This is a genomic window from Paenibacillus sepulcri (assembly GCF_042647105.1).
Taxonomy (GTDB): Bacteria; Bacillota; Bacilli; order Paenibacillales; family Paenibacillaceae; genus Paenibacillus_Z; species Paenibacillus_Z sepulcri.
In genome coordinates, this window is the sequence record NZ_JBHRUP010000001.1 from 532,615 (window position 1) to 549,984 (window position 17,370).

Consider the following 17,370-nt stretch of genomic DNA (forward strand, 5'->3'; position numbering starts at 1 on the left):
TACCTGAATGCTCGAGGGAACCCGAGCGATTCAAGCCATAACTCACTTCGTAAGCGATACTATTTTGCAAATCGCTATAGGATCATTTGTGGATCAACATCCACACTGATGAGTACAGGCGGTTGACCCAGCTTCCCCGAAAGTCCGTGGATGGCCTGCTTCAGCATGCCGACTGCGTCAACGTTTCCCCGATATTTTATCATACATTGAAAACGATAGCGATCTTTCATTCTGGGGATAGGAGACGCTACGGGACCCAGAATATCAATAAAACTGCGGCTTTCACCGGCGGTTCCGGATAGCCCGCTGTCATTCGTCATCTCTCTGAGCCGGGTGGACAGCTTCTCTCCGACCGATATAAGCAGAGGCAGCTGCTCATGCGAGAGAGTTACGAGAATAAGCCGGCAAAAAGGAGGATAGGACATAAAACGCCTGTGCTCCAGCTCATGAGCAATAAATGCGGAATAATCATGCTGCTGTGCCGTAATAATCGCATAATGCTCAGGGTTATAGGTCTGGACAATAACTTCACCCGGCAGCTCATGTCTTCCCGCCCTGCCCGCAACCTGAGTAAGAAGCTGAAATGTTTTCTCCGCTGCGCGAAAATCAGGAAGATGCAGCGATGTATCCGCAGCGATAACACCCACTAAAGTAACATATGGAAAATCAAGGCCTTTGGCTACCATTTGCGTACCAAGCAAAACATCCGCTTTACGCTCGCCGAAAAGCGTCAGCCATTTCTCATGCGAGCCTTTCTCTGTCGTCGTATCGACATCCATTCGAATAACGCGAATGCCAGGAAAAAGCTTGGAGAGCTCTTCTTCAACCTTCTGGGTGCCGGTTCCAAAAAAACGGATATGCTCGCTTTCGCAGGTCGGGCATTTCGAGGGGGCAGCTTCAGCATGACCGCAGTAATGACACCGTAGCGCCCGTGATTTTTGATGATAGGTAAGCGAGATGTCGCAATGCGGGCAAAGTGCCGTATACCCGCAGGAGCGGCACATGACAAAGGTTGAGTAGCCCCGCCGGTTCAGCAGCAGCACCGATTGCTCGCCGCGATCCAGACGATTCTGCAGCTGCTCATGCAATTGACGGCTGAACATGGAGCGGTTGCCTTCGCGCAGTTCCTCCCTCATATCCACCAGCCGGACAGGCGGCATCGGTCTGCCCCCTACCCGGTCCGGCATCGGCAGGAGTCCCGAGATCCGCCCTGTGTCACGCTTATCCCGAAATGATTCAGAAGCATCTGATGCTTCGCTGTGATCTTCTTTGGCTGCGGCAGCGCTGAAATCCGCTGAGCTTGCGCTCGCCGTTCCAGGATGAGTGGCCGCGGCATAGCTTTCAAGTGAAGGTGTGGCTGACCCGAGGACAACCGTGGCATGATGCTGTCTTGCTCTTCGCACGGCAACATCGCGCGCATGATATTTCGGACTCTCTTCCTGCTTATAGGAGGATTCATGTTCCTCATCAATAATAATAAGTCCGATCCGCTCGAACGGAGCAAATATAGCCGAGCGGGCGCCAACTGCAACCTGTGCCCGCCGCTCGCGGATTTTACGCCATTCATCATAGCGCTCCCCGTTCGATAACCGGCTGTGAAGCACCGCCACGGCATTGCCGAAGCGGCCTTTAAAACGCTCCACCATCTGTGGAGTCAGTGAGATTTCCGGTACGAGCACAATCGCCTGCCGCCCCAGCTCCAAACAATGCTGGATCGCCTGCAGATATACCTCTGTCTTGCCGCTTCCAGTTACTCCATGGAGCAAGAACACGCGGGGGTCGCCAGCGTCGACTGACGCTTCGATTTTTTGATAAACAGCCCGCTGTCCCTCCGTGAGGGGCAGCGGGGATGTCCTTGTAAAATCGCGCCCCGCATAAGGATCGCGGTCATGCTCTACCTCGCCAAGCGTAATAAAGCCTTTGTCTGCCAGTGTCCGCACGGTACTTGCCGTCGTTGGAACTTCCTCCACCACGACCTGCATGGCAGCCGGTTCTCCCCGCTTCATCATATACTGGAGCACTTCCCGCTGCTTGACAGCACGGGACGGAATCAGGTTCAACGCTTCAAGAGCAGCCTCTCTGTCCACAGGCGGGAAGACGGTCAGAACCTTCCGTACAGCCATCCTGTCACGAATGGATACACGCGCAAGAAGCAGGCCGTCACGGATAGCAGCCTTTACGGAAGCCGCATCGGCGGGATACCGCTCCTGCAGACTCGTCATACGGACAGTTCCGCCGTTATGACGGATATAATCGACCCATCCTCCCGCAAGAGACAACAATGTATGCTCTGCTTTGACCGCATCCTCGGACAAAGTAACCGTCGTTTCCGCTTTCCCCTTGAGGGCGGCCGGAATCATCGCCTGCAGCGCGATCGTCAGCGGACAGCAATATTTATCGCTGATCCACTGGGCCAGCTCAATCAAGTCCGGAGATAATGGAGGCGTATGGTCAAGCAGCTCGGCAACCGCTTTAAGCTTGGACCGGTCTACATCTGCCCATTCCGCAAGGGAAACAACGAAGCCCTGAACAACCCTTCCTCCGAAGGGAACCCCGACTCTGCTGCCGACTTCGACCCAACCCGTCCACTCCTGGGGCACTTCATAATCAAAAGGCCGATCGGTCTGTCTGCTGGGGACGTCAACGATCACTTTAGCGATCATTCCCCGGCCCCCCGGGCTGACATCCGTTGAACAATAATTTCCAGGAGGCGGTCGGCAACCTGCCTTTTCTGCATCAGAGGAACCGTTTCGATAAGTCCCTCCTCACCGTAAATCGATACAATATTGGTATCGTGATTAAATCCGGCCCCCGCTTCGGCGACATTGTTGGCTACGACCAGATCGCAATGCTTGCGGTGCAGCTTGTCCATTGCATATTGCTCCATCTGCTCCGTCTCCGCAGCAAAGCCGACAAGATATTGCCCCTGCTTGCGTTCGCCGAGCGTCTGCAATATATCCGTTGTACGCTCGAGCTCAATCACCAGCCGCTCATCCGATTTCTTGATCTTCTTATCGGCTACTGCAACGGGGCGGTAATCGGCCACTGCCGCTGCTTTCACAACGATGTCCGCATCCTCATAGCGTTCCAGTACCGCCTGGAGCATTTGCTCTGCAGACTCGACTTTGACAAGCGTTACGCCGCCGATAGCTTCCGCCGTCGTTCTTGCCGCAATCAGGGTTACTTCAGCGCCGCGATTAGCCGCCGCTTCTGCAATGGAGAATCCCATTTTACCCGAGGAATCATTGGTCAAATAGCGGACCGGATCGAGCCGTTCCACTGTTCCTCCGGCGGTAACCAGGACCTTCTTTCCTCTTAGCGATTGGCTTTGTGCAAACCAGAGTCCAGCCGCATGAACAATATCCTCAGGCTCCGCGAGCCTGCCTTTGCCGACGTAACCGCAAGCCAGCTGGCCCGTACCGGGTTCAATAAACCGGACGCCGCGATCCGCAAGCAGCTGCATATTGCGCTCAACCGCAGGATGCGCGTACATATGGACGTTCATAGCCGGAGCGACCAGGACCTGTGCGGTTGTAGCCAGCAGCGTCGTACTGAGCATGTCATCCGCCAGCCCCCCCGCCATCTTCGCCAGAATATTGGCCGTAGCCGGAGCGACAATGAACAAATCCGCACTGTCTGCAATATCGATATGGGATACAACAGACGGATCATATTCATGGAAGGTGTCGATATGAACAGGATGACGCGATAAGGTTTGCAGGGTCAAGGGCGTTATGAACTTGGTTGCGGATTCCGTCATAATGACCCGCACTACAGCACCTGCCTGAACCAGCTTGCTGCACAGCGCTGCCGCTTTATAAGCGGCAATCCCCCCCGATATGCCAAGTACAATCGTCTTTCCTTTCAGCATGCTTCTCCTCCTCTCTTTCCATTCCATTCAAGTAACAGCAGCCTTTATGAGTAATAGCGGCCATGAAAAAACGGTCCTTGGGCATCCTCTGACGCCAAACACGTTTATTCCCCTGGACCTCGTAGAAATCTATAAAATTGAAACTGATAAATGCTATAAGGCTATAAGGCTAGAAGAAACGGCTGTCGCCGTCCTTTGGTGGCGCACCAAGTTTCTTCCTTCAGACCTTATAGAAATGGATAAATGTGAAACTTATACATGATATAAGGTTAAAAAAATAACAACCACAAGGGTTGTTATTTCGGGCATGAAATCATCTTGCTTAATCCTGCCTGTTTGTACTTTCTACAACCAGTATATCGTGATAAATTTCCTCCAGCGCAACACCCACATACTTATGGGATCTCGGATTGCGAAGTTCGGATTTGGCGCCGTCCCGGATCATTCTTGCCCGTCGTGATGCAGCAACAACTAATGAATACTTGCTGTCCACTTTCTTCATCATCTCATCGATTGATGGATACAACATATTTCTTCACCTCGCTCGCTTAGGCTTTCTCGGAAGCTTCCTGCATCGTTGCAAGCTCGGCAATGAACCGGTCCTTGCGGCAATGCTCGGCCGTGATGATGCTTTGTATTCGATGGCAAGCCGCATCTATTTGGTCGTTCACGACTGCGTAATCGTAATAGCTGATCAGATTCATTTCCTCCACGGCTACTGACATCCGATGGTCGATCACATCCGCATTCTCCGTACCGCGGCACGTAATACGATGCTTCAATTCGTCCAGAGAAGGAGGAACCAGGAAGATAAAAACGCCTTCAGAGAATTTCTCTTTCACTTTCAACGCGCCTTGAACTTCAATTTCCAGAATGATGTCTTTGCCCATAGCAAGCGTACGCTCCACAAAATCCCGCGGCGTGCCGTAATAATTTCCGACATACTCGGCATATTCCAGAAGCGCATCATGCGCAATCATATCCTGAAAATGTTCTCTTGTTTTAAAAAAATAATTAATACCGTCTACTTCACCCTGCCTGGGCAGCCGAGTCGTTGCCGACACGGAATATACAAGGTCGCTCTGCCTTCGCCGCAGCTCAGAGCATACCGTTCCTTTGCCGACGCCTGAGGGGCCGGATAAAACAATCAATAATCCTCTGCTCATAATACTCCCCGTCACTATTCGTCGTGATCGTCATCCTTGGTTGAAAGCCGATGAGCCACCGTTTCCGGTTGGACCGCCGATAAAATGACGTGATCGCTGTCCGTTATAATAACAGCGCGAGTCCTTCTGCCATAGGTCGCATCGATCAGCATGTGCCGGTCGCGCGCTTCCTGAATAATTCGTTTAATAGGTGCTGATTCCGGACTTACAATGGAAATAATCCGATTGGCAGAAACGATATTGCCGAATCCAATATTTATTAATTTGATAGCCACGCCAGGTTCCTCCTCCGACTCTCTCCTGTATGCAACAGCAATATATACATGATGTATAGATGAACGCAAGAACGAAAATGTATAATTTATCTGCCAAATGAAGGAAAAAGCAGAGCCATTGCACTATTCTTGACGAAAAAAGCCCGGAGCATACGTTTGCCCTCCTGGTTTAAAAGCTGCACAGATTCGGCCGGCATTGGCTTGTCTGTCTTTAAGTGAGCGCAATCAAGCCGGCATGGCAAGTGCATCCATTGCTCTATTCTAATTCATTTTCTTACAACGAACAAGTGTTAAGAGAGCTCGCAATAAAAAATAACTGCAGACTGTCAAACCGTCATCAGGAGCAAAGATAAAACAGACGGCAAAATATTTATCGGGCGACGCTTGTTTTTTGCCATACATACCGGGTCAGCTTGACCGTCATATCGTAAGACAGGAACGGGGTAATGAGATAGATCCCTTTAAAATGCGGAAGGGCCGCTTCCAGCAATTCCTCGGCAATCCGGACGCCTTCTTCCCGCCCCGCTTCGCCTTCCAGACCCGCCATCCGTTTGCGTACTTCATCCGAAAGCTGGATGCCGGGCACTTCATTGTGTAAATATTCAGCATTACGGCCGCTCGCAAGCGGCATTATACCGATGAAGATCGGAACGGATAAATGGCGGGTTGCCTCGGCGATCTGGATGATTAAATCCGGATTATAGACGGGCTGAGTCATAATATAATCAGCGCCATATTCAATTTTGCGCTCCAGTCGCTGCACGGCTTTGTCCAAATATTTTACATTGGGGTTAAAAGCGGCTCCTGTGATAAAATTCGCTTTTTGCTTGAGCGCCTTCCCCGAAAAGGATACTCCCTCATTCAGCTGTTTGATCATTCGGATCATCTCGAAGGAAGTCAAATCATAGACGGAGCTTGAATCCGGCAAATCCCCGAATCGCGCCGGATCTCCCGTAACCGCAAGCACATGGTCGATCCCCAGTGCATCCAGCCCCATCATATGCGACTGCGTGCCAATCAGATTGCGGTCACGGCAGGCAATATGCACCAGAGGCCGAAGGCCCACCTGCTGCTGCACGATGGAAGCCAGCGCCAGATTGCTCATGCGCGTGACAGCCAGTGAATTGTCCGCCATCGTTACCGCGTCGGCACCGGCTTCTTTCAGCGCGGCTGCGCCGGCCATGAATTTGCGGATGTCCAGATCGCGCGGCGGATCCAGCTCAACAATAACCGTATGGCGCTCCTTCACCAGATCAACAATGGAAGGTCCTGCGGCATTCACGCCCCCGCTGCCAGTAACCATGATTTCCGGTTGAGGAGCAATGACTACGGGACGCTCGGCGGTCATTACCGCTGTCCGCATTTCCGCGCTCACGGGCCTAAGCACATATCCGTCCAACGATGCGGATATTGCGGCTATATGCTCGGGTGTTGTCCCGCAGCAGCCGCCGATAATCCGTGCGCCGCGGTCAGCGAATTTGCGTGCGGATTCTGCGAAATATTCAGGCGTAGCGGTGTAGAGATATTTGCCGTCCACATAATCCGGAATACCCGCGTTGGGAAAAATGGACATCGGCAGAGAAACCTCTGCGCCAATGGCGTCTATTGCGCGAAGAATTCCATTCGGGCCGCTGCGGCAATTAAAGCCGACAACGTCCGCTCCTTCTTCTTTCAACCTCTCAAATGCAAAGGCCAGCGTATGACCATCCTGCGTCACCGCTTCCTTCTCTATGGCGAATTGGCAAAGCACGGGAACGGCCGATTGCTGGCGCACTAACTTGAGTACAAGCAGCGCTTCCTCCAGGTCATAAAACGTCTCCAGCAGCAGCCCGTCCACTTCCTCGCTCAAGAGTCCGTCAATTTGCTGCTGAAACGACTGCTTGAGATGATGGGAGCGGATGTTCTTCCTTTTGCCCGCACGGATTGAGCCGATGGCTCCTACCACATACGCATCGCTGCCGACAGCGGATCTGGCGATCTGTACGCCTGCCTTGTTGATTGCCGCGACATCCGAGTCCAGCCCGTACCGAATCAAGCTTTCCCGATTGGCCGAGAACGTGTTGGTTTCGATAATCCGAGCGCCGGCCTCATAATAGCGGCGATGCACATCTGCAATTACATTTGGTTTGAGAATATTAAATTCTTCATAAGAAACGCCGACCGGGAACCCCATTTGGTATAAAAAAGTTCCCATCGCGCCGTCGCCGGTCAAGATGCGCGATCCCAGCGCTTCCCGTAAATCCGGTTTCATGGTCAAAACTCCTTCTGTCATTCGTTACAGCTTTCCGTTGAATACTTCTGCTGCCGGTCCTGTCATATATACATGGTTATCCGCTTCATTCCACTCAATGAACAAATCCCCGCCTTTGAGCGAAACGGTCGCTGTACGGTCCGTGTATCCGTTCAGCACGGATGCCACGACGGTGGCGCATGCTCCTGTGCCGCAGGCAAGCGTTGGCCCTGCGCCGCGCTCCCATACGCGCATGTCCGTAAAATTTCTGGACCGCACGGTTACGAATTCGACATTGATTTTACGAGGGAATAACGGATGAACCTCCAATTTGGGACCCCAGAGAGCAAGATCGAAATTGACGGCATCATCCACATAAATGACACAGTGCGGATTGCCCATGGAAACGGCGGTAAATTGAAACTCCCGGCCATCTACTTCGATTGGATGATTAATCACCGGCTCGGCATCAATTGTCGTCGGCACCTGAAGACCGTTCAGAATCGGTGCCCCCATGTCGACGCGGACCGTTTGTACTTTGCCATCGCTCACCGTTAACTGCACCCGCTGGGCACCGGCTCCCAATGTTTCAATTGAAATGTCCTGTTTATCGGTCAGACCCTTGTCATATACATATTTGGCTACGCAGCGGATCGCATTGCCACACTGCTCGGCTTCCGATCCGTCTGAATTGATGATGCGCATCCGAAAATCCGCGATTTCCGATGGCAGAATATAGACCAATCCGTCCGCACCGATGCCAAAAAACCGGTTGCACAATTCCTCGGCAAGCTCTGCTGCGTTCGTTGGTAGACTTTCCTCGCCTGCGACAATGATAAAATCATTGCCCAGCCCATGCATTTTTGTAAAATTCATCAGCTTGCACTCCTTTATCCATAAGGGAAACAGTAGTTAAGATTTCTTATTAGCATAACGCAAAGCGTGTCTGATGGCTATTGATAATTTCACTCATTGTTTGCACATATCCCCCTAAGTCCCCCTTGGAATGGGGGATTCCTTCTGACTTTCCCTCCCTAAATCCCTCCTGAGGAGGGACCCCAAGGGCCCCGGCCCTCTGGACACCCGGATGGAATAACGTGGTTGGTAGAGAGATGCTCCCCAGTTAGGTATGAGCTTGCAGCGTTTACGTCCCTTACGGGACACACTTCCTTTCGATGTACCTTTGGTACCTGTTGCCCCGATAGGGCTTGAATAACGTTGGATGGACAGAGATGCTCCCCAGTTAGGTATGAGCATGCAGCGTTTACGTCCCTTGCGGGACACACTTCCTTTCGATGTACCTTTGGTACCTGTTGCCCCGATAGGGCTTGAATAACGTTGGATGGACAGAGATGCTCCTTAGTCAGGTATGAGCGTGCAGCGTTTACGTCCCTTGCGGGACACACTTCCATTCGATGTACCTTTGGTACCTGGTGCCCCGTTGGGGCTTGAATAACGTTGGATGGACAGAGATGCTCCCTAGTTAGGTATGAGCATGCAGCGTTTACGTCCCTTGCGGGACACACTTCCTTTCGATGTACCTTTGGTACCTGTTGCCCCGATAGGGCTTGAATAACGTTGGATGGACAGAGATGCTCCTTAGTCAGGTATGAGCGTGCAGCGTTTACGTCCCTTGCGGGACACACTTCCTTTCCATGTACCTTTGGTACCTGTTGCCCCGATAGGGCTTGAATAACGTTGGATGGACAGAGATGCTCCCCAGTTAGGTATGAGCGTGCAACGTTTACTTCCCTTGCGGGACACACTTCCTTTCCATGTACCTTTGGTACCTGTTGCCCCGTTGGGGCCCGAAACAAAACCCTGCTCCGGCTGTGCAACCGGGCAGGGTTTTGAGGGAGATGCCGTGTTAGATTGGGAGATTTAGTAATTGTCTGATTTTAGTGGTTAGAAATATATCCGTTTCCTGCTCGCCGCGGTTATAGGTCATTCGGTTTTTGAGGATCGCGATCGCGAGATTATGCTCGGGATCGGCGAATCCAATCATGCCCCCGTTGCCGGTGTGGCCAAATGCGGACTGTCTGGAACCCATTGCTGTCAGTCCCACTTTGATTCCCCCAAGCCAGTATCCGAGCGCCTTGGGGATGGGGAGGCCCAGGAAGATTTCATCCGGCTGCTCGGTCTGCAGCCCGGCAGCTGCCCAAGACTGGGCAGGTGTAAGCAGCCTTACACCATCAACGCCGTCTCCGATCAGGGAGGCATATATCCTCGCGAGCGCGTTTGCCGTCATGATGCCGTTGGATGCCGGCATGACGGTCTGATGGACGCGCGGTCCGTTCCAGGCCGACAAATTGTTGTTTGGCGAGACGGATGGCGGCAGCATTCTTTTCAGCAGCATTTCATCCGGCATATCGTCCCACGGCAGCGGCTCTCCGCTCAGCTTGGCAATCCGCGGCTCCGCCGCTTCCGGTGCACCGAAGTAAAGCTCCACCGATATGCCGAGCGGCTTGCAAATTTCCTCGCAGACAATTTGGGCAAACGGGCGGCCATCGGCCCGCTGCGCAATCTCGCCCAGAATCCAGCCGAAGGTAAAACCGTGATAACCCGTTTTGGTTCCAGGCTCCCAAACAGGCGTAAGCCGCTCCACTTCCCCGATTATTTCATCCCAATTGCAGATCATATCCAAGGTGCTGTTCTCGGGCATTTGGGGAATTCCCGCTTCATGTCTAAGTACATGCCGGATCGTAATATCCTGCTTGCCGTTCACTGCAAATGCGGGCCAATAGTCTGCAATGCGGTCATCGTAATCCAGTTTCCCTTGCTGGGCCAGCATATGAATAACCGTTGCGGTGATTCCCTTCGAGCAGGACATAGCAACAAAGAGCGTATTTTCGTCCACCGGTTGGCCCGTCTTTCGGTCGGCTGTTCCGGAACAGGCATTGACGATCAGCACACCATGATGATAGACGGCCACTTGAACACCGTCTTCCCTCCCGCTGCCAGTCAATTCATCCAGCAGGCTCTGCACTTGATTTTGAATAGCTTCCATAGCATCTCATCCTCTATAGTTTGGTTTTATTTAACATCTCACCACTTCTAGATAGAAGCATACACCCCGATTATGAACGGAATTTGAACGGAAACAAATCCCCCGCTCAAACCGAAAATATGCGCTTCTCCAAACAAAAAGAAACCGCACCCTCGCCGGGTGCGGCTTAATCAAAATAGTTCGGGATCATCTTGTCAGTGTGCGGGAGCCTTTAAGCGGCCAGTTGCTTTTGTTCTTCTTCTTCTCTGTGGTGCCGAGCACGCTGCCGATGCCCATGAGGAAGGTCGGAATGCCGGCTGCTACAAGCACCAGACACCAGTCGCGGAAGCCGAGCGGAACGGTTTTGAATATCGGCTGCAGCGCTTCGATATACAGTACTCCCAGCATAAGGAGCACGGACGACAGGACGGCAAGCAGCAGATATTTGTTTTGAAAAATATTGCGGTGAAAGATCGACCGCGAGCTGCGGCAGTCGAATACGTGGATCAGCTGAGCCATAACCAAGGTGGCAAAAGCAACCGTCTGAGCCTCCACTAAATTGGACGCGCTGCCTGGGTCCTTGTTCAAGGTAATCCAGAAGGCAGCCAGGGTGCATACGCCGATCAGAATACCGCGGCTGATGATTTTCCAGCCCATCCTTCTGGCAAATATATTCTCTTTGGCAGAGCGCGGCTTATGCTGCATCAGATCCTTCTCGGCCTGATCCACACCCAGCGCCATCGCCGGCAGGCCATCGGTAACCAGGTTCACCCATAGAATCTGGATGGGCACCAGCGGCAGCGGAAGACCGGCCATCATCGCCAGGAACATCGTGAGAATTTCGCCTACGTTCGAGGCAAGCAGGTAACGGATAAATTTACGGATATTCTCGTAGATCCCCCTGCCTTCTTCAATAGCTGCTACGATTGTGGAGAAGTTGTCGTCACTCAGCACAAGGGAAGCCGCTTCCTTCGACACATCCGTTCCCGTGATGCCCATCGCAATTCCGATATCCGCCGCTTTGATTGCCGGCGCGTCATTGACGCCGTCGCCGGTCATCGCGACGACATGGCCCTTGCGCTGAAGCGCTTTGACGATCCGCAGCTTATGCTCGGGGGATACACGCGCATAGACATAGATGTTATCGACGAGACGATCCATCTGTTCTTCGCTCATGGCTGCAAGCTGCTGGCCGCTGATGGACAAGCCGCCCCTTGGCATGATGCCCAGCTGGCCGGCAATCGCTTCTGCCGTAAGCTGGTGGTCTCCTGTAATCATCACCGTCTTGATTCCCGCTCTGCGGCAGGTTGCAATCGCCTCCCGCACCTCGCGCCGCGGGGGATCAATCATTCCGCTCAGACCGACAAAAATCAGCTGGCATTCAACGTCGTCTTCGACCTCCGTAGCGTCCTGCGGCCGCAAATCGCGGTAAGCGAACCCGAGGACCCGCATTGCGGACAGCGCCATCGCTTCACCTGCGTCCGTTACCTTCTGCTTCAGCGTTGAGGTGAACGGAACGACTTTGCCGTCCCACAGCACATAAGCGCAGCGATCCATCAGCATGTCCGGCGCGCCCTTCGTGCAGATCAACCGTCCTCCCTGATGGGTGACGAGCACGGACATGCGCTTGCGTTCGGAATCGAAGGGATATTCCTTAACCCGTTTATAAAGACCTTCCATTGATTTCATCGTGATGCCCAGCTTCGCGGCAAGTACGGTCAATGCCCCTTCGGTAGGATCACCCTTGAGCACCCATTCTTCATTGACAGCCGTATCTTTGCCTTTCTTGCGCTTGATATCCGAATCCACCTCGACCTGCGACAAAGCAGCATTGTTGCAAAGAGCGGCGATTTGCAACAGCCGGCGCAGCGACAGATCATGCTTCGTATCGAGTGCATTCCCGGATTCCATAATAGCGCCAACCGGTTCATAACCCTCGCCGGTTACCTGCATCTGACGTCCGCCAATCCATAAATTGGTGACCGTCATTTTGTTTTGTGTCAATGTACCGGTTTTGTCCGAGCAGATCACGGATGCGCAGCCCAAGGTCTCAACGGATGGCAGCTTGCGGACAATCGCCCTCCGTTTGATCATGCGCTGCACACCAAGGGCAAGCGCGATGGTCACGATGGCCGGCAGCCCCTCGGGAATTGCGGCGACAGCCAGACTGACTCCCGCGAGGAACATTTCGTAAGCAGGCTGCCCGTGCAGGATACCCGCAAGCACCACAATAACAGTCAAGCCAAGCGCGACAACGATCAAAATTTTGCCCAGCTGCTCCAGTCTATGCTGCAGCGGCGTCTCCATGGAATCCGTCTGCTGGATCAAATCCGCAATCTTGCCCATCTCGGTATCCATGCCGGTTCGAATGACCAAGCCTCTGGCTGTACCCCGCGTGACCATGGTTCCCATGAAGCCCATATTGCGCTGATCCCCCAGCGGCAGATCCGCTTCATTGATTGGCAGGCTGTGCTTCCCGACCGGAACCGATTCTCCGGTAAGAGCGGATTCCTCCGCGTAACAGCTGTTGGTTTCGATGAACCGGATATCCGCCGGAATCCGGTCCCCGCTCTCCACCAATACAATATCGCCTGGAACAAGCTCGCTTGCAGGCAGAACGATAACCGTGGATCCCCGCATGACCTTCGCAGCCGGCGCCGACAGCGCCTTTAAGGCGCGCAGCGATTTTTCCGCCCGGTATTCCTGTACAAATCCGAGAACCGCATTTATGACAATAATGGCTACAATCGTGATCGCATCCAAATATTCGCCAAGCAAGCCTGAGATCAGCGTTGCGCCTATGAGCACAAGCACCATGAAATCCTTGAATTGACCAAAAAACAGCTTCCAGGGTGAAGCTTTCTTTCCCTCCGTCAGCTCATTGCGCCCAAAACGGCTGAGTCTGTCTGCTGCCTCTTCCGGCGTAAGACCGGTCTCCAAGGATCCTTGAAACGACTGTGCCAGCTCATCTGTCCCCATCTGGTGCCACTTTCCTTGTTCCATGCCCTGTCTCCCTCCCGTTACTTGCCGCCCGGCGGACAGCCTATATTGCCTAAATGTATTCGGACAACCTGCAAAATATCCCAACGGGGGCTTAAGTTTTTGTCCCAACTATGGCATGATAGAGAGATGAACCATTACAAAGGAGATTTGAACACGCATGGCTTTAGACGGTATTGTCACCCGCGCGATCGTAAACGACCTGCAATCCTGCATCGGTTCGCGCATTCATAAAATACATCAGCCCACCGACCATGACCTGGTTTTTCAGATTAAAGGCAGGGGTTCAAACAGCAAGCTGCTGCTTTCTGCGAATCCCACTTATCCCCGGGTCCATTGGACGGAGCAATCCTTTCTTAATCCAACCCAGGCACCCATGTTCTGCATGCTGCTCCGCAAGCATTGCGAAAGCGGTCTGATCGAGGATGTCCGCCAGATCGACAATGAGCGCATTATTCATATTGACATACGCCAGCGGGATGAGCTCGGCGATATTTCCTTAAAAACCATCATCATCGAAATCATGGGCAGACACAGCAATATCATTCTGATCGATGCCGCTACCCGGATCATCCATGACGGCATTCATCATGTTACGCCGGCAATCAGCAGCTTCCGGATCGTGATGCCGGGTGCAGTGTACGCTGCGCCCCCGGAGCAGGATAAGCGTGATCCGATTACCGTTACAACGGAAAGCGGGTATGCCTCCATCATCGAAGCCCAGGCTGCCAAAGCGCTTCAGCGGCCGGAAGATACTGAATTCAGTGATAAGCCGCCTGCTCCCCCCGCTGTTCTGGCGCCGGACAAATGGCTGGTGGCAGCCTTCAGCGGAATCAGTCCGCTGCTGGCCAAAGAAATCGTTCACCGCAGCGGGATCCAGGCCAAGCTGAGCGATGATCCTATGGTCCTGTGGCCTGCTTTTGACCAAATGATGAACATGTTTCGCGACCAACAATACGATCCGCAAATCATTACAGATGAGACTACCGGAAAATCGGCATTCTCCGTGACTGCGCTTACTCATTTAACAGGCATATCTGAGAGCTACGATACAATCAGCTTCTGCCTGGAAGCCTTTTATGGAGATAAAGCAACCCGGGACACCGTGAAGCAGCGCGTGTCGGATCTGATTCGTTTTCTGCAAAATGAGTACAACAAGAACGTGAAGAAATTGGAGAAGCTGCAGGAGACGCTAAACGATGCTCAGGACGCAGACAAATTCCGCATTCTCGGCGAGCTTATCACCACCTATATGCATCAGATTCAGCGGGGCGATGAGTCGGTTGACGTTGTTGACTATTATGACGAGGAGCAGCGGACGGTCACTATCCCGCTTGATAAGCAGCTCACCCCGTCGCAAAATGCGCAGCGATATTTCAAAAGATATACCAAGCATAAGAACAGTCTGACGGTGGTAGGCGAGCAGATGGATCAGGCGCAGGAGGAAATGCGATATATCGCTTCCCTGCTGCAGCAGCTGGAGAGCGCTACGCTGTCGGATATTGATGAAATACGCGAGGAATTGGTCGAACAGGGGTATTTGAGGGACCGCAGCAAGCGGGGGACGAAGAAGCGCAAGCCGACCCGGCCCGCACTGCTGTGTTATACGTCCTCGGAAGGAATTCCGATTTATGTGGGCAAGAACAATACACAGAATGAATTTTTGACCAATAAAACAGCCTCTGCGAACGAGACCTGGCTGCATACCAAGGATATTCCGGGCTCTCATGTCGTTATCCGCGCAGCCGAATTTAACGAACAGACACTGGAGGAAGCGGCCATGCTGGCGGCTCACTACAGCCAGGCGCGGTCATCGAGCCAGATTCCGGTGGATTACACACTGATCCGGCATGTGAAGAAGCCCAGCGGAGCAAAGCCGGGATTTGTTATTTACGATCATCAAAAAACGCTCTTCATCACACCGGATGAACAACGCTTAAAGGCTCTGCCATCGCAGATCAAAACTTAGATTGCCGCCAATCGCGCCACGACTAGAGAGACAAGTCGCGGCGCTTTTGATATTCCGCAGCAATTTAGAGGCTGCCTCTCCTGGCCGGATCAAGCTGCTTCAGCACATCCACATGCACCGTGCGGTTCCCGATCGGCCCGTGGAAGACTTCTTCCTCACGCTTGCCGTGATAATCGGAGCCGCCTGTGATGATCAGCTTGTACTTCTCAGCTAATCTAATGTACCTGATTTCATCCTCGGGCCCGTGATCGGAGTGATAGACTTCAATTCCTTGTGCGCCATGGCGGATAATTTCTTCCACCAGCACATCATCGCCATACAATCCGGGATGGGCAATAACGCTTGTGCCCCCAGCCTCCCGAATCCAATCGATGGCCTCGAAGGGATGAAGCCGCGGCGGATTCGCGAAGGCTGCTCCGTCGGAGGCGAGATAACGGTCAAATGCCTCCTGGATCGAAGCGACAATCCCTTTGGCCACCAATAAGGAGGCCATATGGGGCCTTCCGATCGTTCCGCCCTCCTTGCCCTGCTTCCGGGCTTCCTCCACCACTTCTTCCAAGGTGATGGAAATCCCAAGATTGCGGAGCTTCTCGATAATCATCAGATTCCGGCGGTCCCTCGTCTGAAGCAGGCTGCCGAGCTTGAGGCGCCAGGACTCGCTCTGCCAATCCGTATAATAACCCAGAATATGAATATCACTGCCGTTTGCGGCTGTGCTGATTTCTACGCCCGGAACGACGATGACACCGAGCTCTTTACCCGCCTCGATCGCTTCCGCGATGCCATCGACCGTATCGTGATCTGTTATGGCGATTGCTGCAAGTCCGGCCTCCTTGGCCATGCGTACGTTCTCCCGGGGCTGCTGCAGTCCGTCGGAAGCGGTCGTATGGCTGTGGAGATCTGCGCGGTCTATAGCCATTGCTGAAGATCCCTTTCACGCAGAAAAGTAAGAAAAGTAACCGCGGAAATAGGCAGCAGCGCGGATTTGAGATAAATCGAATAGAATTGGCGTTTGAAGCTGGCGTCCGTAATCGGAATCGTATGAATAAGACCCAGTGCAACCTCATGCTTGACGGATGATCCGGATACGAAAGAAACGCCAAGACCTGCTTCGACGGCCGATTTCACGGCGCCGGTGCTTCCCAACTCCATCACGATCTTCAGATCAGCGGGATCGAATCCCTTGTTCCTCAGCTGTTCCTCCATTACAAGCCTTGTCCCCGAGCCCTGCTCCCTGAGCACAAATGGATACTCCAGCACATCGGCCAAAACCAGCTCCCGGGCACCGGCCAGCGGATGGGATTTGCCTACAATAAGCCTCAGTTCATCGCTCATGACCGCCTCCATATGCATGTCCGGATGATTGACAGGCGCTTCAATAAGACCGAAATTGAGCTGATGGTTCAAAATTTCCTCCATGATTTGTGCGGTATTCATTACCTTCATGCTGATTGAAATATGGGGAAATTCCTGGCCGAACGGTCCGAGCAGACGGGGCAGAATATATTCGCCGATGGTCAAACTGGCGCCGAGCTGCAACCGGCCCTTCAGCTGTTTCGTAAATTTCGACATCGAGGCATCCGTATCCCGGATCAAATCGATACTGCGCTGGGCAAACGGCATCAAGGCTCTGCCGGCTTCCGTCAACTCGATTCTCTTGGTGGAGCGCTGCAGCAGCTTGGTGCCAAAATAATCTTCCAGCGACTGGATTTGCATCGTTACAGCAGGCTGCGTCATATGAAGCGCTTGTGCAGCAGCCGAGAAGCTCCCCCGCTCCGCCACGGTATAAAATATATGGAGCTGGTGAAAATTAAGCGCCATCCCATTCATCCTCTCTCTCATTGAAATTCATTATACAACAAACCATGCAAAG

12 protein-coding genes are annotated in these 17,370 nt (G+C 53.0%); 1 reads left to right on the forward strand and 11 read right to left on the reverse strand.

The features are described 5' to 3' along the window. Positions 1–74: 74 nt before the first annotated feature. The 9 genes from priA to ACFOLF_RS02395 form a co-directional block, all read right to left on the reverse strand. Complete coding sequence (gene priA, locus ACFOLF_RS02355) at positions 75–2,663, reverse strand: primosomal protein N' (RefSeq protein ID WP_210047072.1); 2,589 nt, start codon at positions 2,661–2,663, stop codon at positions 75–77. Continuing rightward, positions 2,660–3,871: a bifunctional phosphopantothenoylcysteine decarboxylase/phosphopantothenate--cysteine ligase CoaBC gene (gene coaBC / locus ACFOLF_RS02360; protein ID WP_210047071.1), complete on the reverse strand. Its 1,212-nt coding sequence runs from the start codon at positions 3,869–3,871 to the stop codon at positions 2,660–2,662. The genes priA and coaBC overlap by 4 nt, the downstream gene beginning before the upstream one ends. Positions 3,872–4,193: 322 nt before the next feature. Beyond that, the gene (gene rpoZ / locus ACFOLF_RS02365) at positions 4,194–4,400 is read right to left on the reverse strand and encodes a DNA-directed RNA polymerase subunit omega (protein ID WP_210047070.1); all 207 of its coding nucleotides are present in this window, start codon (positions 4,398–4,400) and stop codon (positions 4,194–4,196) included. Positions 4,401–4,419: 19 nt separating this feature from the next. Then, on the reverse strand, positions 4,420–5,037 hold the full coding sequence (gmk, locus tag ACFOLF_RS02370) for a guanylate kinase (RefSeq protein WP_210047069.1): 618 nt from the start codon (positions 5,035–5,037) through the stop codon (positions 4,420–4,422). Positions 5,038–5,051: 14 nt separating this feature from the next. Continuing rightward, entirely contained in the window at positions 5,052–5,312 is a 261-nt protein-coding gene (remA, locus tag ACFOLF_RS02375) for an extracellular matrix/biofilm regulator RemA (protein ID WP_020615370.1), read from the reverse strand. A 370-nt stretch (positions 5,313–5,682) separates the two neighbouring features. After that, positions 5,683–7,563, reverse strand: coding sequence for a bifunctional homocysteine S-methyltransferase/methylenetetrahydrofolate reductase (locus ACFOLF_RS02380; RefSeq protein WP_210047068.1), 1,881 nt, complete (start codon positions 7,561–7,563; stop codon positions 5,683–5,685). A gap of 24 nt (positions 7,564–7,587) precedes the next feature. Continuing rightward, complete coding sequence (gene dapF / locus ACFOLF_RS02385) at positions 7,588–8,418, reverse strand: diaminopimelate epimerase (protein WP_210047067.1); 831 nt, start codon at positions 8,416–8,418, stop codon at positions 7,588–7,590. Between the two features lie 991 nt (positions 8,419–9,409). Next, positions 9,410–10,549, reverse strand: coding sequence for a serine hydrolase domain-containing protein (locus ACFOLF_RS02390; RefSeq protein ID WP_210039988.1), 1,140 nt, complete (start codon positions 10,547–10,549; stop codon positions 9,410–9,412). 186 nt (positions 10,550–10,735) lie between these two features. Next, a complete protein-coding gene (locus tag ACFOLF_RS02395; RefSeq protein WP_210039987.1) occupies positions 10,736–13,531 on the reverse strand; it encodes a calcium-translocating P-type ATPase, SERCA-type in 2,796 nt (931 codons plus the stop codon). A 157-nt stretch (positions 13,532–13,688) separates the two neighbouring features. On the opposite strand from ACFOLF_RS02395, the gene ACFOLF_RS02400 reads away from it, so the two are divergent. After that, positions 13,689–15,497, forward strand: coding sequence for an Rqc2 family fibronectin-binding protein (locus tag ACFOLF_RS02400; RefSeq protein WP_210039986.1), 1,809 nt, complete (start codon positions 13,689–13,691; stop codon positions 15,495–15,497). A 64-nt stretch (positions 15,498–15,561) separates the two neighbouring features. On the opposite strand, the gene ACFOLF_RS02405 is transcribed toward ACFOLF_RS02400, so the two are convergent. After that, positions 15,562–16,416: a PHP domain-containing protein gene (locus ACFOLF_RS02405; protein ID WP_210039985.1), complete on the reverse strand. Its 855-nt coding sequence runs from the start codon at positions 16,414–16,416 to the stop codon at positions 15,562–15,564. Further along, entirely contained in the window at positions 16,407–17,318 is a 912-nt protein-coding gene (locus ACFOLF_RS02410) for a selenium metabolism-associated LysR family transcriptional regulator (RefSeq protein WP_210039984.1), read from the reverse strand. The genes ACFOLF_RS02405 and ACFOLF_RS02410 overlap by 10 nt, the downstream gene beginning before the upstream one ends. Positions 17,319–17,370 lie beyond the last annotated feature (52 nt).

Bases quoted from the DNA above. Each gene is read 5' to 3' on its own strand.
- priA (WP_210047072.1), bottom strand. From the start codon at position 2,663: ATGATCGCTAAAGTGATCGTTGACGTCCCCAGCAGACAGACCGATCGG.
- coaBC (WP_210047071.1), bottom strand. From the start codon at position 3,871: ATGCTGAAAGGAAAGACGATTGTACTTGGCATATCGGGGGGGATTGCC.
- rpoZ (WP_210047070.1), bottom strand. From the start codon at position 4,400: ATGTTGTATCCATCAATCGATGAGATGATGAAGAAAGTGGACAGCAAG.
- gmk (WP_210047069.1), bottom strand. From the start codon at position 5,037: ATGAGCAGAGGATTATTGATTGTTTTATCCGGCCCCTCAGGCGTCGGC.
- ACFOLF_RS02380 (WP_210047068.1), bottom strand. From the start codon at position 7,563: ATGAAACCGGATTTACGGGAAGCGCTGGGATCGCGCATCTTGACCGGC.
- dapF (WP_210047067.1), bottom strand. From the start codon at position 8,418: ATGAATTTTACAAAAATGCATGGGCTGGGCAATGATTTTATCATTGTC.
- ACFOLF_RS02390 (WP_210039988.1), bottom strand. From the start codon at position 10,549: ATGGAAGCTATTCAAAATCAAGTGCAGAGCCTGCTGGATGAATTGACT.
- ACFOLF_RS02395 (WP_210039987.1), bottom strand. From the start codon at position 13,531: ATGGAACAAGGAAAGTGGCACCAGATGGGGACAGATGAGCTGGCACAG.
- ACFOLF_RS02400 (WP_210039986.1), top strand. From the start codon at position 13,689: ATGGCTTTAGACGGTATTGTCACCCGCGCGATCGTAAACGACCTGCAA.
- ACFOLF_RS02405 (WP_210039985.1), bottom strand. From the start codon at position 16,416: ATGGCTATAGACCGCGCAGATCTCCACAGCCATACGACCGCTTCCGAC.
- ACFOLF_RS02410 (WP_210039984.1), bottom strand. From the start codon at position 17,318: ATGGCGCTTAATTTTCACCAGCTCCATATATTTTATACCGTGGCGGAG.